Source organism: Sphingomonas degradans (assembly GCF_053502645.1).
Map to the genome: position 1 here is coordinate 2,048,289 of NZ_CP177172.1, position 23,412 is coordinate 2,071,700.

The 23,412-nt window shown below is 69.0% G+C and carries 23 protein-coding genes; 7 read left to right on the forward strand and 16 right to left on the reverse strand.

The annotated features are described in order from the left end of the window. The first annotated feature begins 43 nt into the window (after positions 1–43). Positions 44–775 (forward strand): 2OG-Fe(II) oxygenase, encoded by a 732-nt coding sequence (locus ACG3SL_RS09110; protein WP_448664814.1) that lies wholly within the window; start codon positions 44–46, stop codon positions 773–775. 6 nt (positions 776–781) lie between these two features. Here ACG3SL_RS09110 and def read toward each other — a convergent pair whose 3' ends face one another. Both def and recR read right to left on the reverse strand, forming a co-directional pair. Beyond that, positions 782–1,309 carry a peptide deformylase gene (gene def, locus ACG3SL_RS09115; RefSeq protein ID WP_448664815.1) on the reverse strand — a complete coding sequence of 176 codons (528 nt, stop codon included), beginning with the start codon at positions 1,307–1,309 and terminating at the stop codon, positions 782–784. A gap of 106 nt (positions 1,310–1,415) precedes the next feature. Further along, positions 1,416–2,012, reverse strand: a complete 597-nt coding sequence (gene recR, locus ACG3SL_RS09120) for a recombination mediator RecR (protein ID WP_448665102.1) — start codon at positions 2,010–2,012, stop codon at positions 1,416–1,418. A 52-nt stretch (positions 2,013–2,064) separates the two neighbouring features. Here recR and fmt point away from each other — a divergent pair, with 52 nt between their 5' ends. Both fmt and truA read left to right on the forward strand, forming a co-directional pair. Beyond that, positions 2,065–2,964: a methionyl-tRNA formyltransferase gene (fmt, locus tag ACG3SL_RS09125; RefSeq protein WP_448664816.1), complete on the forward strand. Its 900-nt coding sequence runs from the start codon at positions 2,065–2,067 to the stop codon at positions 2,962–2,964. Continuing rightward, positions 2,961–3,701, forward strand: coding sequence for a tRNA pseudouridine(38-40) synthase TruA (truA, locus tag ACG3SL_RS09130; RefSeq protein ID WP_448664817.1), 741 nt, complete (start codon positions 2,961–2,963; stop codon positions 3,699–3,701). The genes fmt and truA overlap by 4 nt, the downstream gene beginning before the upstream one ends. Here truA and ACG3SL_RS09135 read toward each other — a convergent pair. The 9 genes from ACG3SL_RS09135 to ACG3SL_RS09175 all read right to left on the reverse strand — a co-directional run bounded on the left by ACG3SL_RS09135 (position 3,692) and on the right by ACG3SL_RS09175 (position 14,031). Beyond that, complete coding sequence (locus tag ACG3SL_RS09135) at positions 3,692–4,897, reverse strand: class I SAM-dependent RNA methyltransferase (RefSeq protein ID WP_448664818.1); 1,206 nt, start codon at positions 4,895–4,897, stop codon at positions 3,692–3,694. The two genes, truA and ACG3SL_RS09135, sit on opposite strands and share 10 nt — an antisense overlap. Then, positions 4,888–6,291 carry an NAD(P)H-hydrate dehydratase gene (locus ACG3SL_RS09140; RefSeq protein ID WP_448664819.1) on the reverse strand — a complete coding sequence of 468 codons (1,404 nt, stop codon included), beginning with the start codon at positions 6,289–6,291 and terminating at the stop codon, positions 4,888–4,890. Before ACG3SL_RS09140 ends, ACG3SL_RS09135 begins: the two co-directional genes overlap by 10 nt. Next, the gene (locus ACG3SL_RS09145; protein WP_448664820.1) at positions 6,288–6,674 is read right to left on the reverse strand and encodes a hypothetical protein; all 387 of its coding nucleotides are present in this window, start codon (positions 6,672–6,674) and stop codon (positions 6,288–6,290) included. The genes ACG3SL_RS09140 and ACG3SL_RS09145 overlap by 4 nt, the downstream gene beginning before the upstream one ends. A gap of 55 nt (positions 6,675–6,729) precedes the next feature. After that, on the reverse strand, positions 6,730–8,451 hold the full coding sequence (gene ilvD / locus ACG3SL_RS09150) for a dihydroxy-acid dehydratase (RefSeq protein ID WP_448664821.1): 1,722 nt from the start codon (positions 8,449–8,451) through the stop codon (positions 6,730–6,732). 32 nt (positions 8,452–8,483) lie between these two features. After that, positions 8,484–9,197: an N-formylglutamate amidohydrolase gene (locus ACG3SL_RS09155; protein ID WP_448664822.1), complete on the reverse strand. Its 714-nt coding sequence runs from the start codon at positions 9,195–9,197 to the stop codon at positions 8,484–8,486. Continuing rightward, on the reverse strand, positions 9,194–9,973 hold the full coding sequence (locus ACG3SL_RS09160; protein WP_448664823.1) for an enoyl-CoA hydratase/isomerase family protein: 780 nt from the start codon (positions 9,971–9,973) through the stop codon (positions 9,194–9,196). Before ACG3SL_RS09160 ends, ACG3SL_RS09155 begins: the two co-directional genes overlap by 4 nt. Then, positions 9,970–10,791 carry a 4-(cytidine 5'-diphospho)-2-C-methyl-D-erythritol kinase gene (locus ACG3SL_RS09165; RefSeq protein WP_448664824.1) on the reverse strand — a complete coding sequence of 274 codons (822 nt, stop codon included), beginning with the start codon at positions 10,789–10,791 and terminating at the stop codon, positions 9,970–9,972. Before ACG3SL_RS09165 ends, ACG3SL_RS09160 begins: the two co-directional genes overlap by 4 nt. Then, positions 10,791–12,203, reverse strand: coding sequence for a tetratricopeptide repeat protein (locus ACG3SL_RS09170; protein WP_448664825.1), 1,413 nt, complete (start codon positions 12,201–12,203; stop codon positions 10,791–10,793). The genes ACG3SL_RS09165 and ACG3SL_RS09170 overlap by 1 nt, the downstream gene beginning before the upstream one ends. 175 nt (positions 12,204–12,378) lie before the next feature. Continuing rightward, positions 12,379–14,031, reverse strand: a complete 1,653-nt coding sequence (locus tag ACG3SL_RS09175) for an electron transfer flavoprotein-ubiquinone oxidoreductase (protein WP_448664826.1) — start codon at positions 14,029–14,031, stop codon at positions 12,379–12,381. A gap of 130 nt (positions 14,032–14,161) precedes the next feature. Between ACG3SL_RS09175 and ACG3SL_RS09180 the strand changes: the two genes are divergently transcribed. Genes ACG3SL_RS09180 through moaB form a run of 3 tightly spaced genes read left to right on the forward strand, consistent with a single transcriptional unit; the run spans position 14,162 to position 17,209 of the window. Then, complete coding sequence (locus tag ACG3SL_RS09180) at positions 14,162–14,887, forward strand: uracil-DNA glycosylase family protein (protein WP_448664827.1); 726 nt, start codon at positions 14,162–14,164, stop codon at positions 14,885–14,887. Next, entirely contained in the window at positions 14,884–16,692 is a 1,809-nt protein-coding gene (locus tag ACG3SL_RS09185; protein ID WP_448664828.1) for a lytic transglycosylase domain-containing protein, read from the forward strand. The genes ACG3SL_RS09180 and ACG3SL_RS09185 overlap by 4 nt, the downstream gene beginning before the upstream one ends. Then, positions 16,682–17,209 (forward strand): molybdenum cofactor biosynthesis protein B, encoded by a 528-nt coding sequence (gene moaB, locus ACG3SL_RS09190; RefSeq protein ID WP_448664829.1) that lies wholly within the window; start codon positions 16,682–16,684, stop codon positions 17,207–17,209. Before ACG3SL_RS09185 ends, moaB begins: the two co-directional genes overlap by 11 nt. Before the next feature lie 12 nt (positions 17,210–17,221). On the opposite strand, the gene ACG3SL_RS09195 is transcribed toward moaB, so the two are convergent. From ACG3SL_RS09195 to ACG3SL_RS09215, 5 genes are read right to left on the reverse strand one after another with little or no spacing between them, the layout of a single operon-like run. Next, a complete protein-coding gene (locus tag ACG3SL_RS09195; protein ID WP_448664830.1) occupies positions 17,222–18,619 on the reverse strand; it encodes an ATP-binding protein in 1,398 nt (465 codons plus the stop codon). Next, positions 18,616–19,731 carry a DUF2336 domain-containing protein gene (locus ACG3SL_RS09200; protein WP_448664831.1) on the reverse strand — a complete coding sequence of 372 codons (1,116 nt, stop codon included), beginning with the start codon at positions 19,729–19,731 and terminating at the stop codon, positions 18,616–18,618. Before ACG3SL_RS09200 ends, ACG3SL_RS09195 begins: the two co-directional genes overlap by 4 nt. Before the next feature lie 36 nt (positions 19,732–19,767). Further along, positions 19,768–20,943: a hypothetical protein gene (locus ACG3SL_RS09205; protein WP_448664832.1), complete on the reverse strand. Its 1,176-nt coding sequence runs from the start codon at positions 20,941–20,943 to the stop codon at positions 19,768–19,770. A gap of 35 nt (positions 20,944–20,978) precedes the next feature. Further along, positions 20,979–22,175 (reverse strand): exo-beta-N-acetylmuramidase NamZ family protein, encoded by a 1,197-nt coding sequence (locus ACG3SL_RS09210; protein WP_448664833.1) that lies wholly within the window; start codon positions 22,173–22,175, stop codon positions 20,979–20,981. Then, positions 22,172–22,744, reverse strand: coding sequence for a DOMON-like domain-containing protein (locus ACG3SL_RS09215; protein ID WP_448664834.1), 573 nt, complete (start codon positions 22,742–22,744; stop codon positions 22,172–22,174). Before ACG3SL_RS09215 ends, ACG3SL_RS09210 begins: the two co-directional genes overlap by 4 nt. A 162-nt stretch (positions 22,745–22,906) precedes the next feature. On the opposite strand from ACG3SL_RS09215, the gene ACG3SL_RS09220 reads away from it, so the two are divergent. Beyond that, positions 22,907–23,398 (forward strand): DUF4126 domain-containing protein, encoded by a 492-nt coding sequence (locus ACG3SL_RS09220; RefSeq protein WP_448664835.1) that lies wholly within the window; start codon positions 22,907–22,909, stop codon positions 23,396–23,398. Positions 23,399–23,412: the final 14 nt, after the last annotated feature.

Consider the following 23,412-nt stretch of genomic DNA (forward strand, 5'->3'; position numbering starts at 1 on the left):
GAGGCTCTTGCATTCCGCGCCGCCGCGCGCGATTTCGCGGAGCGTGAGCAAGAATATCGGCAAAATCTCGGGCAGCGCCTCCCCTGCCCGCGCGAAGATCGGCCGCGACGTGGCCGCCCGCCTCGACGCGAACCCGGCGGTCCGCCGCGCCAAGGTGGAGGGTGCGCAAATGTACACCTATCCCGATTTCCTGAGCGACGCGGAATGCGACACGCTCATCCGCCTGATCGACAGCAATTCGCGCCCCTCGACCCTGCTCGCCACCAGCGAGGACCCGGAATACCGCACCAGCAGCAGCAGCGACCTGTACCGCTGGGACGAATCGATCTGGACGATCGACCAGCGGATCGCGAACCTGCTCGGCATCCCCGGCGAGAATGCCGAAACGCTTCAGGGCCAGCGCTATGCCATGAACCAGCAATTCCGCGCACATTGCGACTATTTCCACGAAACCAGCGACTATTGGCCGCGCATGGTGGAAACCGGCGGCCAGCGCACCTGGACCGCCATGGCCTATCTCAACGACGTACCCGAAGGCGGCGCCACCTGGTTCCCCCGCGCTGGCATCCGGTTCAAGCCCAAGCGGCGGCTGCTCGTCATCTGGAACAATATGGCGCCCGACGGCACGCCCAATTACGAAACGCTGCACGAGGGGATGCGCGTGCTGGAAGGCACGAAGTACATCGTCACCAAGTGGTTCCGCGAGCGCGCCTGGATTCGCGACATCATCCCGACCTACACGTCGCCGGGCGTGGAGACGGCAAAGGCCGAATAACCGCGGTCAGGCGGCGGCGCGGCGCGCCTTGGCCAGCTTCTTGAGCAGCATCTCGCGCTTCAGTCGCGAGAGGTGGTCGATGAAGACGACGCCTTCCAGATGATCCATCTCATGCTGGATGCAAGTCGCCAGCAGCCCCTCGAACACTTCGTCATGTTCGTTGCCCTGCTCGTCCAGCCACTTGACGCGGCACTGGGCCGGGCGCTCGACATCGGCGAACTGGTCCGGCACCGACAGGCAGCCTTCGGTATAGACCGACAGTTCCTCGGCAGGATCGAGGATCTCGGGATTGATGAAGACGCGCGGGTTGCGAATCGCCTTGCCCTCCTCGTCTTCCTCTTCCTGCAAATCCATCACGACGACGCGCTTGGCCACGCCCACCTGGATCGCGGCCAGGCCGATGCCGGGCGCGTCGTACATCGTGTCGAACATGTCGGCGATCAGCGCGCACAGTTCGTCGTTCACCTCCGCGACGGGCGTGGAGATGGTGCGCAGGCGCGGATCGGGAATCTCGACAATCGGTAGAATGGCCATGGCGGTAATTTAATTCTCGGCTGGCGTCCCTGCAAGGGAGGCGTGAAACAGCGCCCGTGGCGCGGTGTGCGGCGGTCCCCCTAGCCGGGGTCACCCCCAATGGCAATTATGCGACCGGCCGCCGCGCGCGCAGCGCCTGGGCCAGCGTGCCTTCGTCCAGATAGTCAAGTTCGCCCCCCACCGGCAGGCCATGCGCAAGCTGCGTCACGCGCACCGGATAGGTCTCGATCCGCTCGGCGATGTAGTGCGCCGTGGTCTGCCCCTCCAGCGTGGCATTCATCGCCAGCACGACTTCGTCGATGCCGCCCTCGGCGATCCGGCGCACCAGGCTATCGACGCGCAGATCCTCGGGCCGCACGCCTTCCAGCGCCGACAGGCGACCGCCCAGCACATGAAAGCGGCCGGGGAACAACCGCGCCCGGTCGAGCGCCCACAAGTCCGCCACTTCCTCCACCACGCACAAGGATCGCGCATCGCGGCGCGGATCGGCGCAGATCGAACAGGGATCATGCGTGTCGACATTGCCGCAGACCGAACAGGTCGCCAGCCGCGCGCTGACGGCCCCCAATGCCGCGAGCAACGGCTCGAGCGCCGTCTCGCGTTTCTTGAGCAGATGGAGCACCGCCCGGCGCGCGGATCGCGGCCCCAGTCCGGGCAGTCGCGACAGGGCCTGGGTCAGCGCTTCGATTTCGGGGGATGCCATGCGCCAGACATAGGGGCTTGCGCCCACGCCTGCCAAGCGGTTGAGAGGCCGCATGCGGATCATCTTCATGGGAACACCCGAATTCGCCGTCCCGGTGCTCGATGCACTGGTACAGGCGGGCCACACTCTCCTCGCGGCGTACAGCCAGCCGCCCCGGCGCGCCGGGCGCGGCAAGAGCCTGACGCCCTCCCCGGTCCAGGCGCGTGCGGAGGCGCTGGGCGTCGAGACCCGCACCCCGCTGACGCTGCGCGATGCGGAGGCACAGGCGGCATTCGCGGCGCTGGAGGCCGATGTCGCGGTGGTCGCTGCCTATGGCCTGATCCTGCCGCGCGCAGTGCTCGACGCGCCCCGCATGGGGTGCCTGAACGTCCACGGCTCGCTGTTGCCGCGCTGGCGGGGTGCGGCGCCGATCCAGCGCGCGATCCTGGCGGGCGATGCCGAAACGGGCGTGGGGATCATGCAGATGGAGGCCGGGCTCGACACCGGGCCGGTGCGACTCGAGGATCGTACCCCTGTGGACGGCAAGACCGCCGGCGACCTGACCGCCGAACTGGCGGCGATGGGCGCCCGGTTGATGGTGCAGGTGCTGGCCGACCCGGACGCCTATCCGCCGGTCCCACAACCGGAAGAGGGCGTCACCTATGCACCCAAGATCGACAAGGCCGAGGCGCGGCTCGATTTCACGCGCAGCGCAGTGGAAGTCGAACGACAGGTCCGCGCGTTCAATCCCGCGCCCGGCGCCTTCTTCGAAATCGGCGGCGAGCGCGTGCGCGTCCATGCGGCGCAGGTCGTGGACGGCAGTGGCTCGGGGCTGGTGCTGGACGATGCCCTAACGATCGGCTGTGCGGCGGGGGCGATCCGCCCGCTGCGCGTCCAGCGCGCTGGGCGTGGCGTCATGGCCCCGGACGAGTTGCTGCGCGGCTTTGCGATTCCGAAGGGAACTCAGCTTTGACGCGGTTCGCGCTCACGGTCGAATTCGACGGCGGTCCGTTCATGGGCTGGCAGCGGCAGGACCATGGCCCCAGCATCCAGCAGGCGATCGAGGACGCCGCCTTCGCCATCACCGGCGAACGCACGATCGTCCATGCCGCGGGCCGCACCGATGCCGGGGTGCACGGACTGGGGATGCGCGCGCATCTCGACATCGCCAAGCCGATCGCGGCGTTCCGGCTGATGGAAGCGCTCAACGCCCGCGTCCGCCCGGCGCCCGTCGCGATCCTCGATTGCGTCGAAGTTCCGGACGATTGGCACGCGCGATTCTCGTGTGTTGCGCGCCATTATGAATACCGAATCATAACACGCCGCGCGCCGCTGACGCTGGAGGCGGGGCTGGCATGGCGCCTGGCGGTGCCGCTCGATGCCGCCGCGATGCAGGCGGGCGCGGACCGGCTGGTCGGGCGCCACGACTTCACCACCTTTCGCTCGGCGCATTGCCAGGCGGACAGTCCCTTACGCACGCTCGACCGGCTCGACGTGGTGGCGCAGGGCGATCGGATCAGCGTGTTCGCCTCCGCCCGCTCGTTCCTCCACCACCAGGTACGCTCGATGGTGGGCTGCCTCGCGCTCGTCGGCCAGGGCAAATGGGCGCCCGAGCAGATGACGCAGGCACTGGAAGCGCGCGATCGCGCTGCGCTGGGCCTCAACGCCCCGCCCGACGGGCTGTACTTCCTGCGCGCCGATTATCCCTGACGGCTGAACTTCGCCGCCAGTTCGACGTGGGTGGACCAGCGGAACTGGCCCACCGGCTGGACCCAGTCGAGCTGATAGCCGCCTTTGCACAAAACCTCGGCATCTCGAGCGAAGGTGCTGGGATTGCAGGAAACATAGGCGACAACCGGCACGGTGGATGCGGCAATTTCGATGATCTGTTCGCGTGCGCCGGCACGCGGCGGATCGAGCACGACAGCACCGAAATTGTTGAGTTCCTTCGCCGTCACCGGCCGCCGGAAAAGGTCGCGATGGTCGCCGAAGATCTGGCGCTGCGCCCGGATCGCCGCCGCCTTCAGCGCCAGGATCGGATCGCGCGCCGCCTCGGCGGCATAAACCTTCGCGCGGGGAAAGGCGAAGGTGAAGGTGCCCAGTCCCGCGAACAGATCGGCGACCGTGCGGGCATCACCGACGGCTTCACACACCGTCTCAACAAGTGCCGCTTCACCCTCTGGTGTAGCTTGCAAAAAGCTGCCCGGGGGAAAGGGAACCGGCACGCCGTTCAGCGTGACCGTCGCCGGTTCCGGCTCCCAGCGCGCCGTGGGGCCGAACCCCTCGTCCATCGCGAACCGCGCGAGGCCGTGATGGCTGGAGAACGCCGTAATCGCCTCCGCCGCTGCCAGCCCTTCGGCCTCCATGCCGTCGATCAGCACGTCGGGGCCCAGATCGGTCATCGCCAGATGTACGTTCACGCGCCGCTTGGCGAGCGGCAGCAACTTCGCCAGCAGCCCGCGCAGCGGCGCGACCAGCGCGAACAGCTCGGGCGCGAGGACATGGCATTCCTCCAGGTCGATCAGGTTGTGGCTGCCCTGCTCGGTAAAGCCCATCAGCACCTTGCGCCCGCGCCGCTCGGCATGGAGCGTCGCGCGGCGGCGCGTGTTGGGTGGCGAGAGCAAGGGCGCCCGGATTTCGGCGCGTAGGTCATGCGCGGCCAGCGCGCTCGCCACGCGATCGACGATGAACCCGCTCCACGCGAAATCGTCGAGATGCTGGAGCTGGCAGCCGCCGCATTCGGGGAAATGGTGGCACGGCGGCTCGCGATGATGCGGCCCGCGCACCAGTACCGCATGGCCGCTCACCTTGTCGCCCGGCGCGGCGAACGGGATATGCCGCCCGTCCTCGGTTACGCCCTCGCCGCGCGCCGCGACGCGGACGATTTCATCTTCACTCACAGACATGCACCAATCGCTTCCGGAATCGTTTCGATCAGCCTGTCGGCGATGAAGGCGGGTCCGGCAACCCCTGCTGCGCGGGCATGGAGCCATGTCGCCGCCTCGGCAGCGGCCACGCCCTTGCCACCCTGTGCCACCTGCGCGCCCAACAGGCCCGCCAGAACGTCGCCCGTCCCCGCCGTCGAGAGCCAGGGTGAGGCGCCCGCCAAGAGGCGAACATCGCCCTTCGGCCCCGCGATCACAGTGTCGGGGCCCTTGTGCACGATCGTCGCGCGCGTTTCGTGCGCGGCGGCGAGCGTCCGGTCGATCTTGCTCCCCTCGCCCGCGAACATCCGGTCGAACTCGCCCGAATGCGGGGTGAGCCAGGTCGCGGCGGTGCGCGTCTGGAGCCACTGCGCGGCGGCAGTGCCGAGCAGGCTCAGCGCGTCGCCGTCGACCACCAGCGGCTTTTGCGTGGCAAAGGCAGTGCGCACAAAGCTCTCCGCCCGCCGGTCGCGCCCCAGCCCCGGGCCGATCACCACAGCGTCGATCCGGTCCCAGGCGAGAAATTCCGCCAGATCTTCGGTCGTATGCACGCCGCGCCGGACCAGCGCGTCCGGCCCGCCGCTCCTCCGTTCGTCTCCGGCCAGCACGACATAGCCTGCCCCGCTCGCCATCGCCGCACGGGCAGCGAGATGCGCGGCACCGGGCATCGCCCCTTCGATCACCGCAACGAGCCCGCGGCTGTATTTGTGGCTATGGATGCCCGGCGTCGCCAGCTTCGGCCGCCCGACCGTGTGCCAGCGCGTGTCGACCGGAATGCCGATATCGGCCAGAATCACATGGCCGCTGCGCGCAATCCCGTCGCCGAGCAGATGCGCGGGCTTGAGCGCGCCCAGCGCTACCGTGGCGTTGATCCCACGCGGGGCGCCCAGATCCTCGCCGGTATCGGTATCGAGGCCCGAGGGAAGGTCGATCGACAGCGTGAAGTCCGCCTGCGCGGTCAGGTCGGCGAACACCGCCGCCAGCCCGCGCTCCAGCGGGCGGGTCATGCCCGTGCCGAACAGCCCGTCCACCAGCACCGGGCGCGGCCGGGCGGCGTAGAGCGAACTGGTCGGCCCGTCCCAGCGCGCATGCATCCGCGCGGCGGCACCCGCCTTTGGCGCACCCGTCGCGACCAGCACGACGTCATGTCCCGCCGCCTTGAGCAGCCGCGCCGCGACATAGGCGTCGCCGCCATTGTTGCCGGGCCCGGCCAGCACCAGGATGGGGCGCCCCATGGCAAAGCGTGCAGTCTCGCGGGCGATGGCGGCGCCGGCGCGCTCCATCAGCGCTTCCTGCGAAACGCCGCTGCGAAACACGGCATCCTCCGCATCGCGCATCGCGGCGGCAGCCACTACGGGAGCGGATGCGGGTATCATGACGTCGGTTTGGGCCGTCGCACCGTGGCAGGCAAGCGATAGCGCGCATCGCCTATCGCCACTTCGATCTGGTTGCTGGCGATGGGGCGGACGATCGCAGGCTCGGCCCCGTCCGCCGCGATCACCCCGCGCCCGTCGCGCGTGACTAGCAAACGGCGAAACCCGCCATCGGGATGGCGCAGCGTCAGGAACAGCCCGTCCTGCGACTGGACCCGGTCGATCGCGCAGACGGGGGCATAGGCAGCGGCGCCGGGGGGCACGCATTCGATCCGGCTCTCGGCGCGGGCGATCTTTTCGCGGCCCGCCTTTTCGCGCGCTTCCGCCGCCTTGTCGCGCACGTCGACCTGGCAACCGCTCAGGGCGATGCCGACCATTGCCAGCATCGCCCCGTGCCGCAGCCCATGGGCTGCGCTCTCCTTATACTTCCAGGCCGTCGTGTCAGATATCGGCGTACACATGGCGTTCGGCGCTGGCTCCGGGGTGCGTTACCGCGCCCTTATAGGCCGGGCCGACAGTGCGCGAATAGCGCCACAGCGCGCCGCTCTGGTAATCGTTGACGCGCGGCTGCCACGCGGCGCGGCGGGCCGCAAGCACGTCTTCGGGCACGTCCAGGTCGATCGTCCCGGCTTCGGCATCGATCCGGATCGTGTCGCCATCCTCGACCAGCGCGATCGGGCCACCCTCTGCGGCTTCGGGACCGACATGGCCGATGCAGAACCCGCGCGTCGCGCCCGAGAAGCGCCCGTCGGTGATCAGCGCGACCTTCTCGCCCATGCCCAGGCCATAGAGTGCGGCAGTGGTGGACAGCATTTCGCGCATGCCGGGGCCGCCCTTGGGCCCTTCGTAGCGGATGACGATGACTTCGCCTTCGTTGATCTTGCGATGCTCGACGGCCTCGAACGCCTCTTCCTCGCAATCGAACACGCGCGCGGGGCCCGTGAACTGGAGCCGGTGCATGCCGGCGACCTTCACGATCGCCCCCTCGGGCGCAAGCGTGCCGCGCAGGCCGACCACGCCGCCGGTGGGCGACAGCGGCGCCTTGACGTCGTAGATCACCTTCTGGTCCGGGTTCCACGTCACCTGATCGATATTCTCGCCCAGCGTCTTGCCGGTCACGGTCATGCAATTGCCGTCGAGGAATCCGCCCGCGAGCATCGTCTTCATCAGCATATAGACGCCGCCGGCCTCGTGCATGTCCTTGGCGACATACTTGCCACCGGGCTTAAGGTCAGCGATGTAAGGTGTTGATTTGAAGGCATCCGCAACGTCGTGCAGGTCGAACTCGATCCCCGCTTCGCTCGCCATGGCGGGCAAGTGCAGCGCCGCGTTGGTCGAGCCGCCGGTGGCAGCGACGACGCGGGCGGCGTTGATGAACGCCTCGCGCGTGCAGATGTCGCGCGGGCGGATGTTGCGCGCCAGCAATTCCATCACCTGATGCCCCGCCGCGACGGCAATCTGCTCGCGCGACTGGTACGGCGCCGGCACCATGTTGGAATTGGGCAGCGACAGGCCGATCGCCTCGCCGACGCACGCCATGGTGTTCGCCGTGAACTGGCCACCGCACGCGCCGTGGCCCGGACAGGCGACCTTTTCGAGCGCAGTCAGGTCGTGCAGCGGGCAATTGCCGGCGGCGAACTTGCCCACGGCCTCGAACACGTCGACCACGGTGACGTCATGGTCCTGATAGCGGCCCGGCAGGATCGAGCCGCCATAGACGAAGATCGACGGCACGTTCAGGCGCAGCATCGCCATCATCATGCCCGGCAGCGACTTATCGCACCCGGCAAAGCCGACCAACGCGTCATAGCAATGGCCACGCACCGACAGCTCGACCGAATCGGCGATGACTTCGCGGCTGACGAGCGAGGATTTCATCCCCTGGTGCCCCATCGCGATCCCGTCGGTCACGGTGATCGTGTTGAAGCGGCGCGGCATGCCGCCATTGGCGATCACGCCTTCGCGCGCGGCATCGGCCTGGAAATCGAGCGTGGTGTTGCACGGCGCGCTGTCATTGCCGGCCGAGGCGACGGCGACGAAGGGCTTGGCAATATCCTCTTCGGGAATGCCCATCGCGTAATAATAGCTGCGGTGCGGGGCCCGTTCGGGGCCGACGGAGACATGGCGGCTGGGAAGCCGCGCCTTATCGAAGCGGTTGGTCATGATGCGACAGGCCATTGCGCAAGCAGCGCGGTTTACGCAAGACTATTGCGCAAAGAATTTGCCATTCCGACCAGGATTTCCGCCCAACGGGCGACCCCGGCGGCATCGCGGATATGGTCATTGCGAATTTCGATCGCGAGCGACGGCACGCCGTTCCCTTCGCCGTGCCGGTTGAGCGTCGCGTTGAGCTGCCGCCCCGAATAGGGTTCGTTGTCCCCCGTCACCCATCCGGCAGCACGCAGATAGGCAAGCGCCGGCAACGCCGCGCGGGCGTCGCGGTTATAGAGGACGCCCACGTCCCAGGGGCGATCGGTGCCGCCATGCTCCAGCCGCGGCGTGAAGCTGTGGACCGACAGGATCAGCCGGGGCCGCTGCGACCGGATCCGGTCGCGCAGCAGCCGGTGATAGGGCGCGTGAAAGCGCGCGATCCGCTCGGCACGATCGGCATGGTCGTTGCCCGGTATCGCATGACCGTCGGTGCGATGCGGGATCAGGCCCAGCGCGTCGGGCTCCCGGTTCAGGTCGATCACGAGTCGCGATACCTTGGCGAGGATGGCCGGTGCCTCCAGCCGCGCGGCCAGCGCCCGCGTCACTGCGCCCGCGCCAATGTCGACGGCGATATGCAGGTCCAGCAGCGCAGGGTCGATGCCCAGGTCGATGTCGTCTGGCACCTGGTTCGATGCGTGATCGCACAGCAGCAGCACGTCCTGCGCACTGCCGGACACTATCTCCCCCGGCGCGCTCACGGATAGACCGCCTTGCGCCGTGCCCGGAACGCGGCAAGTCCCTCGGCGAACTCGGCGCCGCCGAACGTGTCTTCGAACGCGGTGTCGAGCGCCGGGTCCGCGCCGCCGCTGCGCAGCGTCCGCTTGAGCAGCGCGACGGCGCCTGGTGCATTGCCGGCGATGGACGCGGCAAGCGCCTCGGCCGTCTGGCGCGCATCCTTGGCGCGCAGTTCGGCAAGGCCGATGCGCTTGGCCTCGTCGGGCGCAAGCTGGTCGCCGGTGAACAGCATGAGCGCGGCAACGCCCTGCCCCACCCGCGCCGCCAGTCGGGCGACGTCTTCCTGCGGATAGCCCAAGCCAAGCCGCGCCGGGGTGGTGGCGAACACCGCATGGTTGCCGGCGATACGGATGTCCGCCGCCAGCACCAGCGCCACCGCCGCGCCGAAGCACCCGCCATCGACGGCGGCGATCACCGGCATTGGCAGCGCCGCCACGGCGTCGATCGCGCCGCGCATCGCCAGCCGGAACCGCGTGCGCAGCGCCGGATCGGCGCGAAGCTGCTCGAATTCCTGCACGTCCGCCCCCGCCGAGAAGATGCCCGGCACGTCCGATCGCAGGATCACCACGCGGGCATCGCCCAGCGTCGCCACCGCGCTGGCAAGCGCCTCCCATGCCGCGATCGGCATCGCGTTCTTGGCCTCGGTACGGGCCAGGGCCAGGGTGGCGACAGCGCCGTTTCGGGTGACGTGGATCATGCCCTTGCTCTGCCCGATCGTCTGCGCGCTGTCACGGCTCACAAAAGCTGCGTCGCCGCGCACCACCAGCCGGGCCGCGCCACGGCGCGCGCCGCCGCCTCGGCCGCAGCATCGCTATCGAACAGCGCGAAACACGTCGCGCCCGATCCCGACATGCGCGACAGCAGAACGCCCGGTTGCGCGGCGAGCGCGGCGAGCACCGTATCGATGACCGGCGCAATCGCCCGTGCCGGCGCCTCCAGGTCGTTGCGCCCGGCACGCGCGACATCGAGCAAAGCCCCCTCCCCGATCGCCCCCCGATCGATCCCGTCCCACGCCTTGAACACCTGCGCCGTGGAGACACCGACGCCCGGATTGACCAGTACCACCGGCGTTCCCGCCAGCCCGGCAATGGGCGCCAGTTGTTCGCCGCGCCCGCTCCCACGCGCAGTACGACCGAGCAGACAGGCGGGCACGTCGGACCCCAGCGCCTCGGCAATCGCGAACATCCCCGGGTCCTGCGCGGAGACGCCGTGCAGCCGGGCGAGCGCGCGCAGCGTCGCCGCCGCATCCGCCGATCCGCCGCCGATTCCCGACGCCACCGGCAGATGCTTTTCCAGCGTAATGGCGTGGGCGCCGCCGCCGAAAGCCTCGGCAAAGCGCGTCGCCGCACGGCTTACGAGGTTGTCACCCTCGCCGCTGAGCGCCCCGGCAAAGGGCCCTTCGATCGTCAGGCTGTCCGCGTCGGAGGGCGCGACGTGCAGTGCGTCGCCCAGCGCGACGAACGCGAACAGCGTGTCGAGTTCGTGATAGCCGTCGTCCCGACGGGCACGGACATGGAGCGCCAGGTTGAGCTTGGCGTGCGCGATCTCGGTCGTCATCAATCGGTCTTCGGGGTCAATCCATGGGCGATCTTGGCGGCAAGGCGCGGCATTGCGACATCGTCCGCCGCCACCGCCGCCGCCTGCCACGCATAGCGCGCCTCGTATCGCCGCCCAAGCCGCCAATAGGCGTCGCCCAGATGCTCGTTGGCGCGGACACCCGCCGGGTCGGCCCGCGCGGCCTTTTCCAGCAGCGGCAATGCGCGCTCCACGTCCCCGCGCGTGAAATAGGTCCAGCCCAGCGCATCGGTGATCCCGGCATTGTCGGGTTCGATGCTCTCGGCGTGTTCGAGCAGTTCCTGCGCCTCGGCCAGCGCCTCGCCATGCGCGACCAGCGCGGTGCCCAGCGTCTCCAGCGCCAGCGGCTCCTCGGCCCCCAGCGCCACCGCCTGACGCAGCGCCGTGCGGGCGCCGTCCCAGTCCCCGGCGCGATCCAGCGTGCTGCCCAGCAGATAGTGGAGCCGCCAGTCCGCCGCCCCGCCCGTCCGCGACAGCGCCAGCCGATAGGCCCGCGCCGCCGCGTCCAATTGCCCGACTTCCTCCAGCAGCTCGCCCCAGCGCTGTGCATCGCTCGCGGTCGCGTCCCCCCGCATCGCCTGGGTTCGCGCCAGCGCCAGCGCTTCGGGCAGGCGCCCCGCGCGCTGGAGCACCGCCACCCGCGCCGCCGCCGCGCTGCGGGCATAGCCCCCGTCGCGGCGCACATCGTCGAGCACCTTGAGAGCGGTCGCCGCCGCATCCGCCTGAGAGAGCGCGTCGGCCAGATACAGCCGGGCACGATCCTCGCCGGGGTCCATCAACAGCGCGGCGCGCGTCAGCACCACCGAAAGCGGCTCGACATCCTCGGTCGAGAGTTCCGCCGCGAGACCGAGGAACAGGCGCGAGGCGCCGAACGCAAGGTCCGCGCGCTTGCCGCCACGGGCGACCCGCGAATCGATCAGCGCCGAATCCAGCAGCTGGTTCGCCGCATCGCGCTCGCCGATGCGGTAGAGCAACGTCGCCGCGTCGATGCGCAGGTCCCGCGCGTCATCCCCCGGTCCCAGGAGGGGGGCGAGCGCCGTCATCCCCTCCGGCACGCGGCGCGCGGCGATGAGGAGCAGCGCGCGCTGCTGCTGGGTATAGCGGTTCGCGAGCGGATTGGCGGGCTGCGCGTCGAGCACCGCCAGCCCGTCGCCGCCCGCATCGCGCGCGATCCACGCGGCCAGCGACGGCGCGAGAAACGCGAACGGCCCCTTGGCGAGGCGTTCGGCGGCGCGCCGCGCACCCGCCCTGTCGCGCGCCCGAACGGCAATCGCAAAGGCGAGCACGTCCACATCCGGCGGCGCCACGCCCTGCCGCACCAGCACCGCCGCCGCACGGCTGGCGAGCGCATAGTCGCCCACCGCCACCCCCTGCCGATAGGCACGGAGGGCCACGGTCGCGTCGTCCGGCGCGGCGGCAAGCGCGCGGGCATATTCGGCGGCGGCCTGCGCCGCCTCGCCCGCCGCATCGGCGGCGCGCGCCCGGACATAGGCAGCCGGGTCGCCCGGCCCTGCCGGGGCGCTTTGCGCAAGCGCCGCCGAACTCAGCAGCGCCGCCGCCAGTGCGAGGCTACATGTTCGGATAATTGGGACCGCCCCCGCCTTCGGGGACCACCCAGTTGATGTTTTGGGTCGGGTCCTTGATGTCGCACGTCTTGCAATGGACGCAGTTCTGGGCGTTGATCTGGAAGCGCAGGTCCTCGCCCTCGCCCACCACTTCATACACCCCGGCCGGGCAATAACGCTGTCCCGGCTCGGCATAGACCGGCAGGTTGAAGTCGATCGGAATGTTCGGATCGTGCAGCGTCAGGTGGACCGGCTGGTCCTCCTCATGGTTGGTGTTCGAGATGAACACCGACGACAGGCGATCGAAGGTCAGCACGCCGTCGGGCTTGGGATAGTCGATCGGCTTCGACTGGTCGGCGCGGCGCAGGCTTTTGTTGTCGGGATGGTGCTTCATCGTGAAGGGCCAGCGCAGCCCCAGATGCTCCATCCACATCGCCACGCCGGCGAACATCGTCCCCCAGGTCGCGCCGAATTTCTTGACCAGCGGCACGACGTTGCGGACGCCACGCAGCTCCTTGTCCACCCAGCTGGCTTCATAGGCGTCGGTATAGGCCGTCAGCTCGTCCGCCTCGCGCCCTGCGCCGATCGCGGCAAAGGCAGCCTCGGCGGCCATCATACCCGATTTCATCGCAGTATGCGTGCCCTTGATCCGGGGCACGTTGAGGAAGCCGGCCGCACAGCCGATCAGCGCCGCACCGGGCGCGACCAGCTTCGGCACCGCCTGCCACCCGCCATCGGTGATCGCGCGGGCGCCGTACGAAACGCGCTTGCCGCCTTCCAGCACCTTGCGGATTTCGGGGTGCGTCTTCCAACGCTGAAGCTCGTGGAAGGGCGAGAGATAGGGGTTCTTGTAGTCGAGCCACACGACGAAGCCCAACGCCACCTGTCCATCGGCCTGGTGGTACAGGAAGCTGCCGCCGTTGGTCTCGTCGTCGAGTGGCCAGCCCTGGGTGTGGACCACGCGGCCCGGCACGTGCTTGGCCGGATCGATGTCCCACAATTCCTTGATGCCGATGCCATAGACCTGCGGCTGGCAATCCTTGCGCAGATCGAACTGGCGCATCAGCTGTTTGGACAGATGCCCGCGCGCGCCCTCTGCGAAGAACGTGTATTTGGCGTGCAGTTCCAGCCCCGGCTGGTAATCGGGCTTGTGCGTGCCGTCGCGCGCCACGCCCATGTCGCCGGTCGCCACGCCCTTCACGCTGCCATCGTCGTTGAACAGGATCTCGGCGGCCGCGAAGCCCGGGAAAATCTCCACGCCCATCTCGCCGGCCTTGTCCGCCAGCCAGCGGCACAGATTGCCGAGCGAGCCGGTGTAAGTGCCCTTGTTATGCAGATAGGGCGGCGTCAGGAATTCGGGGATCGCCCGCTTGCCCGTCTCGCTCAGCACCCAATGATGGTTCTCGGTCACCGGCGTACGCGCTAGCGGGCACCCGTCGTCGCGCCACGTCGGCAGCAGCTCGTCCAGCGAGCGCGGATCGATCACCGCACCCGACAGGATATGCGCGCCGACCTCCGAACCCTTTTCCAGGATACAGACCGACAGCTCCGACCCGGCCTCGCTCGCCAGCTGTTTCAGCCGGATCGCGGCGGAAAGCCCCGCCGGTCCGGCGCCGACGATGACGACGTCATAGGGCATCGACTCCCGTTCGCTCATTGCAATCCCCTGCCATAGCCTGCACGCTAGGACGTCCGTTCCGCTTGTCGTCGCGCATCGGCAACGTCCTGTCCCTTCGTCGATGGAGGCAGATTGACCGCGCCGTCAACTAGGGATTCAAGCCAACGGTATGGGGGACGAAGCGATCCACGACTGGCCGAATATTGTCGCGAGCGCGATCGAATGGTGGAGCGACGCGGGCGTAGAGACGCTTACCGACGACGAACCACGCGACTGGCTGGCCGCGCCGGCGCCGCGCGCCGACACCATCATAATGCCCGCTGCCGTAGCGGCACCGGTGGTGGAGGTGCTACCCGATACGCTGGAGGCCTTTGTCGCGTGGCGGCTCGGCGAGAAGGCGCCAGAGGCCGGATGGATGTCCCCGATCGTGCCCCCCAGCGGCCCCGCCGACGCGGCGCTGGTGGTGCTTACCGATGTTCCGGAATCCGGCGACACCGACATGCTGATGTCGGGACCGGAGGGCCGAATGCTCGATCGGATGCTTACCGCCATCGGCGTGTCGCGCGAGTCGGTCTATCTGGCATCGCTCGCCGTCGCCCGTCCGATGACGGGCCGCGTGACGCCCGACCAGGAGGCGCGCCTGACCGAATTGATGCGGCATCACCTGAGTTTGCTGCGGCCCAAAAATCTGCTGTTGCTCGGTCAGGCCACGGGGCGGCTATTGCGCGAGACGGCAGCAGCGCCGCATGCTAACCGTATACACGACGTTAACGATTTTGGCGGAAACACCGCCGTGGTGGCGACCTATCACCCCCGTTTCCTGCTGGAACGGCCCGCCACCAAGAGTGAAGCCTGGAGACATCTGCTGCTGGCCAGCCGGGGATTAGGCGAATGAACATGCGTATTCTTCTTGCCGCGACATTGCTGACGGCGCCGGTTGCGGCGCACGCCGACGATCGCGTTCCTGCCGCCGAAGACGGGGCAAGCGTGGCCGCGCCCGCCGGCGCCCGCACCGGCGACGGCATTCCCGACCAGCTCGACGCCGATCAGCGCGCCGGATACCGCACCGTCTTTGCCGCGATCCGCGCCGGGAAATGGACCGATGCCCAGCTTCAGCTCGACATGATGAAGCCCGGCCCGCTGCACGCGATCGCCCGCGCCGAGCTGTACACTGCCAAGGGGTCTCCCCGCGTCGAGCTTGCGCCGCTGCTGGCGCTCCTCGCCGAAGCACCCGAGCTGCCCCAGGCCGAACAGATTGCCCGCATGGCCAAGACGCGCGGCGCCACCGACCTGCCCGTGTTGCCCACGGCCCAGCGGCTTATCTGGTTCGATGGCGCGCCGGTGCGCCAGCGCGCGCGGTCGATCAAGAGCGACGCCGCCGCGACCGAAATCGCCCTTGCGATCCAGCCTTTCGTCAAGGCGGACGATGGCATGCAGGCCGAGGCGCTAGTCGAGAAATTCGGCCCCGACCTGACGCCCGAGGCACTGACCGAGTGGCAGCAGAAGGTTGCGTGGATCTATTACGTCTCCGGCGACGACACCAACGCCCGCCGCATGGCGGCAAAGGCGCAGGAAGGTCTGGGCGACTGGGCCCCGCAGGCGGCATGGGTCGGCGGCCTCGCCGCGTGGCGCCAACAGGACTGCACCGATGCCGGCGCCGAGTTCGAGCGCGTGGCGACGCGCGCCAATGATACCGAGCTGCGCTCGGCAGGCCTCTATTGGGGCGCGCGCGCCGACATGGCCTGTGGCCGCCCCGACAAGATCGCCGTCAAACTGAAGGCTGCCGCCCAGTATAACGAGACCTTTTACGGCCTGCTGTCCAAGGCCGCGCTCGCGATCGACGAAAAGCCGGCCAAGGGCGAGCGCTTCGTGACCGAGGACTGGACCGCGCTGCAACGCCGCCCCAATGTCCGCGTCGCCGCCGCGCTCACCGAGATCGGCGAGGACCGGCTGGCCGACGAAGTGCTGCGCTATCAGGCGAAGTTCTGCAACGCGGGCGAACATAGTGCACTCAGCCGGCTGGCGGGGCGCCTCAACCTCGCCTCGACGCAGCTCTGGCTCTCGCACAATGGCCCGGCGGGCGCGCGCCCGCTGATGCAGGCGCGCTATCCCTCGCCCAACTGGACGCCCGCCGGCGGCTGGCGCGTCGACAAGGCGCTGGTGTTCGCCCACACGCTCCAGGAATCGCGCTTCAACGCCGAAATCCGCAGTGCCGCCGGGGCAATGGGGCTGATGCAGGTCAAGACCGGGGCCGCGATCGATGTGGGCCGCCGCCGCGGCGTGACGTATGCCGCATCCGACCTGACCAAGCCTTCGGTCAACATGGAGATCGGCCAGTCCTATCTGGAGCAGCTGCGCGACAAGCCCTTTACCGGCGGTCTGCTGCCAAAGATCATCGCCGCCTACAATGCCGGCCCCACCCCGGTCGAGGCGTGGAACAGCCTGACCAAGGACAATGGCGACCCGCTGCTCTATATCGAGAGCATCCCCTATTGGGAGACGCGCGGCTATGTGATGACGGTGCTGCGCAACTATTGGATGTATGAGGGACAGGAAGGCCGCCGCTCCGACAGCCGAGAAGCGCTCGCGCAGGGGCTGTGGCCCAAATTCCCCGGCCTGCCCGGCGCGAAATCGGTGCGGATGCCCGCCCGGCGCGTCTCTGTAGCCGGCGGTTCGGCAACGGTGGCGCGTGGCAATTGACGAAAGCATCGCGTTTCAGCCGATCCGCATCGCCGTCCTCACCGTCTCCGACACCCGCACGCTGGCCGATGATCGTTCGGGCGACCGGCTGGTCCAGCGGCTGACCGATGCCGGGCACGAACTTGCCGAGCGCGCAATCGTCCGCGACGATTCGGACGCCATCGTGGCGACGCTGGAACGCTGGATCGCCGACCCGCATGTCGATTGTGTCCTGACCACCGGCGGCACCGGCGTCACCGGGCGCGACATCACGCCTGCGGCGCTGGCCCGCGTGTGGGACAAGGAAATTCCGGGCTTTGGCGAACTGTTCCGCTGGCTCAGCTACCAGAGCATCGGCACCTCGACGATCCAGTCGCGCGCGACTGCGGGCGTGGCGCGGGGCACCTATATCTTCGCGCTGCCCGGATCGACCGGCGCAGTCACCGATGCGTGGGACGGCATCCTCGCCACCCAGTTGGATAACCGGCACAAGCCCTGCAATTTCGTTGAGCTGATGTCCCGGCTTACCGAACGCTGAGGCCGCGGCGCTTTAATCGCGCCAGGGCAGAGTGAAGATGAATCGCGCGCCCATTCCCGGTGCGCTGTCCACCGTCAGGTCGCCGCCCATCGCCCGCGCCAGTCGCCGGGCGATATAGAGCCCCAACCCGCTGCCGCCCGGCTCGCTGGGATCGACGCGGCCGAACTTGGCGAAGATCCGCTCCTGGTCCTCGGGCGCAATGCCCTTGCCCTGGTCGGCCACGATCACGCAGCCGCGATTGCCATCGCGTTCCAGACGTATCCACACCATGCCCCCGGCGGGCGAATAGCGCACGGCATTGCCGATCAGGTTGACCAGCACCTGGAGCGCGCGGCGAAACTCGCCAGTGACGGGCAGCGATTCGTCGATCGCCGGCTTGTCGATCCGCACCTCGGACTGGGCGGCCCGCACCGACAACAGGCCGCTTGCCCGCCGGGCCACATCGGCCAGGTCGATCGGCTCCGCCTCGATCGCGAAATCCTCGCGTTCGATCGCCTGCAAATCGACCAGATCCTCGACGAGCCCCAGCAAGTGCCGCCCCGCATTGGCGATGTCGGCGGCATATTCGGCGTAATCGGTGCGCAGCGGCCCCTCGGTCTGGGCGCTGATCGAATCGGCGTTGGCGATGATCTTGCCCAGCGGACCGCGCAGTGCCCGGTCGAGCCGCTGGCTGAACGAATCGGGGAAGCCGCCGAACAGTTCGCCAAGCGCGGGCACGGGCACGTCCGGGCCGGTCGCGACCACATCCCCCTCGTCCAGCATGTGCGCCGCGCCAACAAAGCCCGCAAAGCGCCCGGTCGCATCGGTGCGCGGGCTCGCGCCCAGCCGTACCATCCGCCCGGTGCCGCGCAGTTCGGCCTTTTGCCCGTCGAACCGCGCCTGCGCCGCCACGGCAGTCAGGATCGGCAGCCCGCCGGCGTCGTCCTGTGTCAGGCTGAACAGCCGGGTCAGCGGCTGGCCGAGCATCGCGCTGGCATCGAACCCATAGCGCACGCCCGCCTCGATCGAGAGGAAGGTGATGCGGAGTGCCGCGTCGGTTTCCCACAGCCAGTCGGCGGCCGCGCGGAAAAAATCGCTGTCGCGCTCGGGCTCGCTCGCGGGCGCGCGCCAGCCCGGACGGTGCCGCCAACCGCTCACTTCCAGCCGCACGCCATCGGCATCGGGCTCGGCGCGGACCCAGAGTTCGACATCGTCCTCGCCATCGGCGGCAGTGATGCTGCGCGAGATCGCAATGCCCAGCCGCTGCGCCAGCCGCGCCAGCGTGGCGATTTGCGGGACGGCCAGCGGTCCGCCGATCGTGCCGCCCGCCCGGTCGTTGAGTTCGTACAGCCGCGATTCGGCGTCGATCAGCCGCCCGTGCGGATCGACTCGCCCGATCGCGATGGGCAGCGCGGGGTCCATCACGTTCATCGGCTCCCCGCCGATTGCGCGAGCGCCACCAGTGCTGCGCGGTAATCCGCATCGAGCCGCAACGGCGCCAGCGCGTCGCGCGCCTCGGCACCGGAGATCGCCGCGATCACGTCCAGCGCATCGGCGAAGCGCTCCAGGTCGCGGCGCGCATCGGCTTCGCACAGCGCATAGCCGATCTGCGCAATCGCATCGCGCGGCAGCTCCAGCGCGCGCAGCGCCAGCCACAGCCGATCCGCAGCGGGATCGAGCACGACGTCGCGCGCCAGCGCATAGTCCACGCCGATCGCATGCGCGAGCAGCGCGATGAACAGCGCGATACGCCGGTCGCCCAGCGATTCGACCAGCAGCGCGGGCAGTTCGGACGCCTGCGCATCGATCGCCGCCGCAAAGCGCAGCGCCGCCGCCTCCAGCCGATCGCCCTCGTCATATGCCGCCAGGCTGCGCTGCGCCGCGTCGCACAGCGCGCGGTCGAGCACGGCCAGCCCCTCGCCTGCGCCCTCAGCCACGCGCGCGCGCAGCGCGGCGGCAACCCACCAGACAAGCTTGTGGTGCAATTCGGCGGGCAGATCGGTTCCGGCCTGCCCCGCATCCGGGCCGACCCGTCGCCGGCTCTCCGCGATCAGCAGCGCCATCGCTCCGCTGGCCAGAACGCGATCGGGGTGTTCGGCAAAGCGGCTGAGCAGGCTGGGCTGGTCGGGATCGTCCGGCGCATGCATGGGCAGCGCGGCGCCCAGCGCATCCTGCCGCACGCGGCCCAGCGCCTCGGCCATCAGAACGGAATCGCGCAGCACGCCGGCTTGCGCGAGGCGCTGGAACACCGACGCACCCTGTGCTGCCAGCGCGGCGCCCAGCGCCGGCTCGCCGCGTCCGATAAGCAGGCGGGCGCCGTGCTCGCGAATCTGCGCGGCTACCGTTTCGACCAGCGACTGGAGCAAAGCGCGCAGCGCCGATCGGGTCCGTTCGTCGATTCGATGGTCGTCGGGCAGGAAAAAATCGTCGATGGCGACCGCCAATCCCTTGCAGGCACGGCCGTCCGCAGCCGCCGCCCGCGCGATCAGCTCCCGTGCGCCCATGGCGATGCCATTGCGCATGTCGATGGGATTATCCGACATAGCCCCCTTGCTACCCCAAATGAAGTAAACACGAGACTAAGCTTTTTCGCGCATTCCCTCGACCGCCCCGGCAAGTGTGCCAAAGGCGTACAGGGCCGCTGCGGCAAGGCCGGCGGTGACGAACCCGGCCAGCGCAAAGGGCGTCAGGACAAGGAGTTGCGCGGCGGGGCTGGCCCACCAGCGGCGGTGTCGGGTGGGCGCACGCTCGACCAGCAACTGCGCCGCGACCGCGACGAGCGCCAGGACGACGGGAGTCGTGGACGCAGTGGCGCCGCGCTCTCCCCACCCGGCCAGCAGGGTCGCTGCGCCGAACAATCCCAATATCGCCATTTCCAGCCCGCGCGCGCGCAGTTCCTCGCCGCGCAGCGCCGCCATCGCCGTCCCCGTGGCAAGCGCAGCGGTGGAAACCAGCCCCGCCACGAAGCCGCCGCCCACATATCCCAGCCCGATGAGCGCCAGTGCCGCAAGCGCCGTCACCCCGGCCACTGCCTGTACGCTCCACGCCGGCACGTTGCGCGCGACCAGCTCGGGCAGCACGATGCGGGCGATGCGCGTGAAGACCCATCGGTCCGCCCAGTCGACTCGCCGCTCGGTCAGCGCCGCGAGCACGCCGGTGTTGCGCGAAGCCAGCCCTTCCGCGCTCCGCTCCACGGCATGGCCGCCGCGGGCCCAATTGCCGCTCAACGCAATATGCTCGGCGCCCGATTGCGCGGCAACGCGCAGCAACGCCGACTGGAAATCATAATCCTCGGGCATCTGGGCGATCTGCCCCAGCTGCGGCACCGAAATCCGCGCAATCCCCGCCCAGCAATCGCGCATGTCCAGCCGCTCGATCGCGGCGGGCGAACCGGGGTCGTCAGTGACGAGCAGCGCCTCGCGCCCCTCCGCCGCCATCCGGTCCATCACCGGGTCCATGGTCACCAGGCCGTCGGCGAGCACCACCACCCGCGCGGCGGGATCGACCTTTTCCACGGCCTCTTCGGCGGATCGGACGATTTCGACGTGCAGGTCGCGCTTGCCCGCGCGGTTCACGGCCGCCAGCAGCGCCGGCGTCATCTTGCCCACCGCGATCAGCACATGCTCTGCCCCGGCCCCGGCGAGCAGCCGGACCTGGTATTCGAGCAAGGTCATGCCCCCGAACGGCAACGTCGCGACCAGCGACCCCGGTCGGTCGCTCGCCTCCTCGATAGCGAAAATCAGGCCTGCCAGCATGATCGAGGGTTAGGCGGTCAGGCCGGGCTGTGCAATCAATAGCACAGATATTGCGCCCGCACGGCGTCCCACGCGGCTTCGTCCGGCTGGGTCAGCGCGTCGAGATCGCCCGGCTCGGCGCCCGCATCGTCCACCCATTCGCGAAGCGCCGGCCCGCCATTGATGACGTCGATCGCCAGCTTGTCGAACACATATTCATACGGGAAATCGCGCCACAGCGCATAGTCGGGATACAGCCGCCGGATCGCCTTGAACCCCAGCGCCTGGGCGCGCCAGGGGCGGAAGGCGGTATGGTCATATCCCGGCCCCTCGGCGTGGAGGAACACGCCCGAGCACAGCTGGCCGACATGCTTGTGGAACGTCGGCTGGAACCACATGTCGCGCAGCGTGCAGCCGGTCAGCCACTGCGGCGCCAGCGCCTGCATCTCGGCGATCACGGCGCGCGCGTCGATGTCCGGCGCGCCGAACAGCTCCAGCGGCCGGGTGGTGCCGCGCCCCTCGGACAACAGCGTCCCCTCCAGCATCACCGTGCCGGCATAGGCGCGCGCCATGTTGACGTTCGGCGCATTGGGGCTGGGATTGATCCACGGGCGCTCCGCCGGCCAGCCAAAGCCCGGCGCGGCGTCGGGCGCCCAGCCCTCCATCTCGATCACGCGATAGTCGACGTCGAGGTTGAACTGCGCGATGAACCAGCGCCCCATTTCGCCCAGCGTCATGCCGTGCCGCATCGGCATCGGCCCCGCCCCGACAAAGCTCTCCCACCCGGGCAGCAGCGTCGTGCCCTCGATCGGGCGCCCGGCCGGATTGGGGCGATCGAGCACCCACACGGTCTTGCCATGCGCAGCGGCGGCCTCCAGCACGTAGAGCAGCGTCGTGACGAAGGTGTAGATGCGGCAGCCCAGGTCCTGAAGGTCGATCAGGATCACGTCGAACGTGCCCATCGACTGGCCCGTCGGGCGGCGGACTTCGCCGTACAGGCTGAACACCGGCACGTTATATACAGGATCGGTGAAGTCCGGCGACTCCATCATATTGTCCTGCAGATCGCCGCGCACCCCGTGCTGCGGCCCGAACACCGCCGAGATATTGACCCCCGCCGCGACCAGCGCGTCGAGCGCATGCGTCAGGTCCGCCGTGACCGAGGCGGGATGGGCGAGCAGCGCAACGCGCTTGCCCTCAAGCGGTTTGCGCAGTGCGGGGTCGGCGAGCAGCCGGTCGATACCGAATTTCATGCCGCGCTTGCTGCCGGGAGTTCGAGGACGAAGCAAGCCGGATCGTGGAAATCGGGCTTCCCCGCCGGATGCGCGACCGCCCAATAGGATTTGGTGCCGTCGGTTTCCTCGATGACGGCGGTAAGGCTGAGCCGCCCGATCCCCGTATCGGCGGGGAGCGCGACGCGGACGTCGAGCGCATAGCTGCCGGGCGCACGCTCCGGCGCGATCACCGGCGCGTCGATGCCGTCCAGCTCCGCCATCCCTTCGCGATAGGCCATGAACCGATAGGCGGCCCATTGGCTGCTGGGCGAGAAGTTATACTCGACATAGCCCGTCGCGGTCCGGGCAAACAGCTCGAAGCACGTCGTCTGCCACAGCCCGTCGCGGCGGGCGGGCGCTTCGGTCGCGGGCACGACCAACGCCTCGACCGTGCCCGACACAAGGAAGCGCAGCGCAAGCGTATCGGGCGCGACTCGTGCAACCTCGACCGCGACACCTGTGACCCGCGCCGCCGGCTTGGCCGGGTGGGGCACAAGCGGAATGGGATGGCCGCTGCCCCCTTCCCCCGTTTGTCCTGAGCTTGTCAAAATAGCTCCAACCTCTCGCAGTCATCGCCTGGCTCACGACAGCCATAGGGCGCATCCAGCGTATCGGTTCGCGCCCAGCTTGCACAAGCCCGTGTGGGAAGCGCGCGCATCCTTGCCGCGGGTCGCGCGTTCCCGCAACCGAACCCCAATCGGAGAACCCCCATGCTTCGCGCCATCCTGATCGGCCTTACCGCCGGTGCCCGTTCGATGACTCAGCTCGCCGTCGTCGCCAATGCCGCGCGCACGAACACGCTGCCCGCCGACAATGGCGCCCCGCGCTGGCTCGGCCACCCTGTGGTGTCGCTCGGGACCATGGCGCTGGCCGTCTATGAATTCGCGGGCGACAAACAGAAGACTGCGCCCGACCGGATCATCCCGCCCGCCGTGATCGTGCGCAGCATGAATGCGGCGTTCTCGGGGATGGCGCTGTCGCCGCGCAAGGATCGCTTCGCCAGCGCGGCGGTGGCGGGCGCCACGGCAGTGCTCGCCTCGTATGCAACCTTTGCGCTGCGGATGCGGTCGATGCGCCGCCATGGCCAGGTCTCGACCGGCGCGATCGAGGACGCGATCGTCCTGTCCACCGCCATCGCTGCCGCCCGCGCCCCCCTTCCCACCCTTCCCGTACCGACCCGGGCATTGTCCGAAACCGCCTGAAACGGCGTAGCGGG

Coding starts and splice junctions, on each gene's coding strand:
- def (WP_448664815.1), bottom strand. CDS start 1,309: ATGGCCATTCTACCGATTGTCGAGATTCCCGATCCGCGCCTGCGCACC.
- ACG3SL_RS09140 (WP_448664819.1), bottom strand. CDS start 6,291: ATGATACCCGCATCCGCTCCCGTAGTGGCTGCCGCCGCGATGCGCGAT.
- recR (WP_448665102.1), bottom strand. CDS start 2,012: ATGGCATCCCCCGAAATCGAAGCGCTGACCCAGGCCCTGTCGCGACTG.
- ACG3SL_RS09175 (WP_448664826.1), bottom strand. CDS start 14,031: ATGAGCGAACGGGAGTCGATGCCCTATGACGTCGTCATCGTCGGCGCC.
- ACG3SL_RS09210 (WP_448664833.1), bottom strand. CDS start 22,175: ATGAAATTCGGTATCGACCGGCTGCTCGCCGACCCCGCACTGCGCAAA.
- ilvD (WP_448664821.1), bottom strand. CDS start 8,451: ATGACCAACCGCTTCGATAAGGCGCGGCTTCCCAGCCGCCATGTCTCC.
- ACG3SL_RS09165 (WP_448664824.1), bottom strand. CDS start 10,791: ATGACGACCGAGATCGCGCACGCCAAGCTCAACCTGGCGCTCCATGTC.
- ACG3SL_RS09180 (WP_448664827.1), top strand. CDS start 14,162: ATGGGGGACGAAGCGATCCACGACTGGCCGAATATTGTCGCGAGCGCG.
- ACG3SL_RS09135 (WP_448664818.1), bottom strand. CDS start 4,897: ATGTCTGTGAGTGAAGATGAAATCGTCCGCGTCGCGGCGCGCGGCGAG.
- ACG3SL_RS09185 (WP_448664828.1), top strand. CDS start 14,884: ATGAACATGCGTATTCTTCTTGCCGCGACATTGCTGACGGCGCCGGTT.
- ACG3SL_RS09195 (WP_448664830.1), bottom strand. CDS start 18,619: ATGAACGTGATGGACCCCGCGCTGCCCATCGCGATCGGGCGAGTCGAT.
- ACG3SL_RS09200 (WP_448664831.1), bottom strand. CDS start 19,731: ATGTCGGATAATCCCATCGACATGCGCAATGGCATCGCCATGGGCGCA.
- ACG3SL_RS09205 (WP_448664832.1), bottom strand. CDS start 20,943: ATGCTGGCAGGCCTGATTTTCGCTATCGAGGAGGCGAGCGACCGACCG.
- ACG3SL_RS09220 (WP_448664835.1), top strand. CDS start 22,907: ATGCTTCGCGCCATCCTGATCGGCCTTACCGCCGGTGCCCGTTCGATG.
- ACG3SL_RS09145 (WP_448664820.1), bottom strand. CDS start 6,674: ATGCTGGCAATGGTCGGCATCGCCCTGAGCGGTTGCCAGGTCGACGTG.
- fmt (WP_448664816.1), top strand. CDS start 2,065: ATGCGGATCATCTTCATGGGAACACCCGAATTCGCCGTCCCGGTGCTC.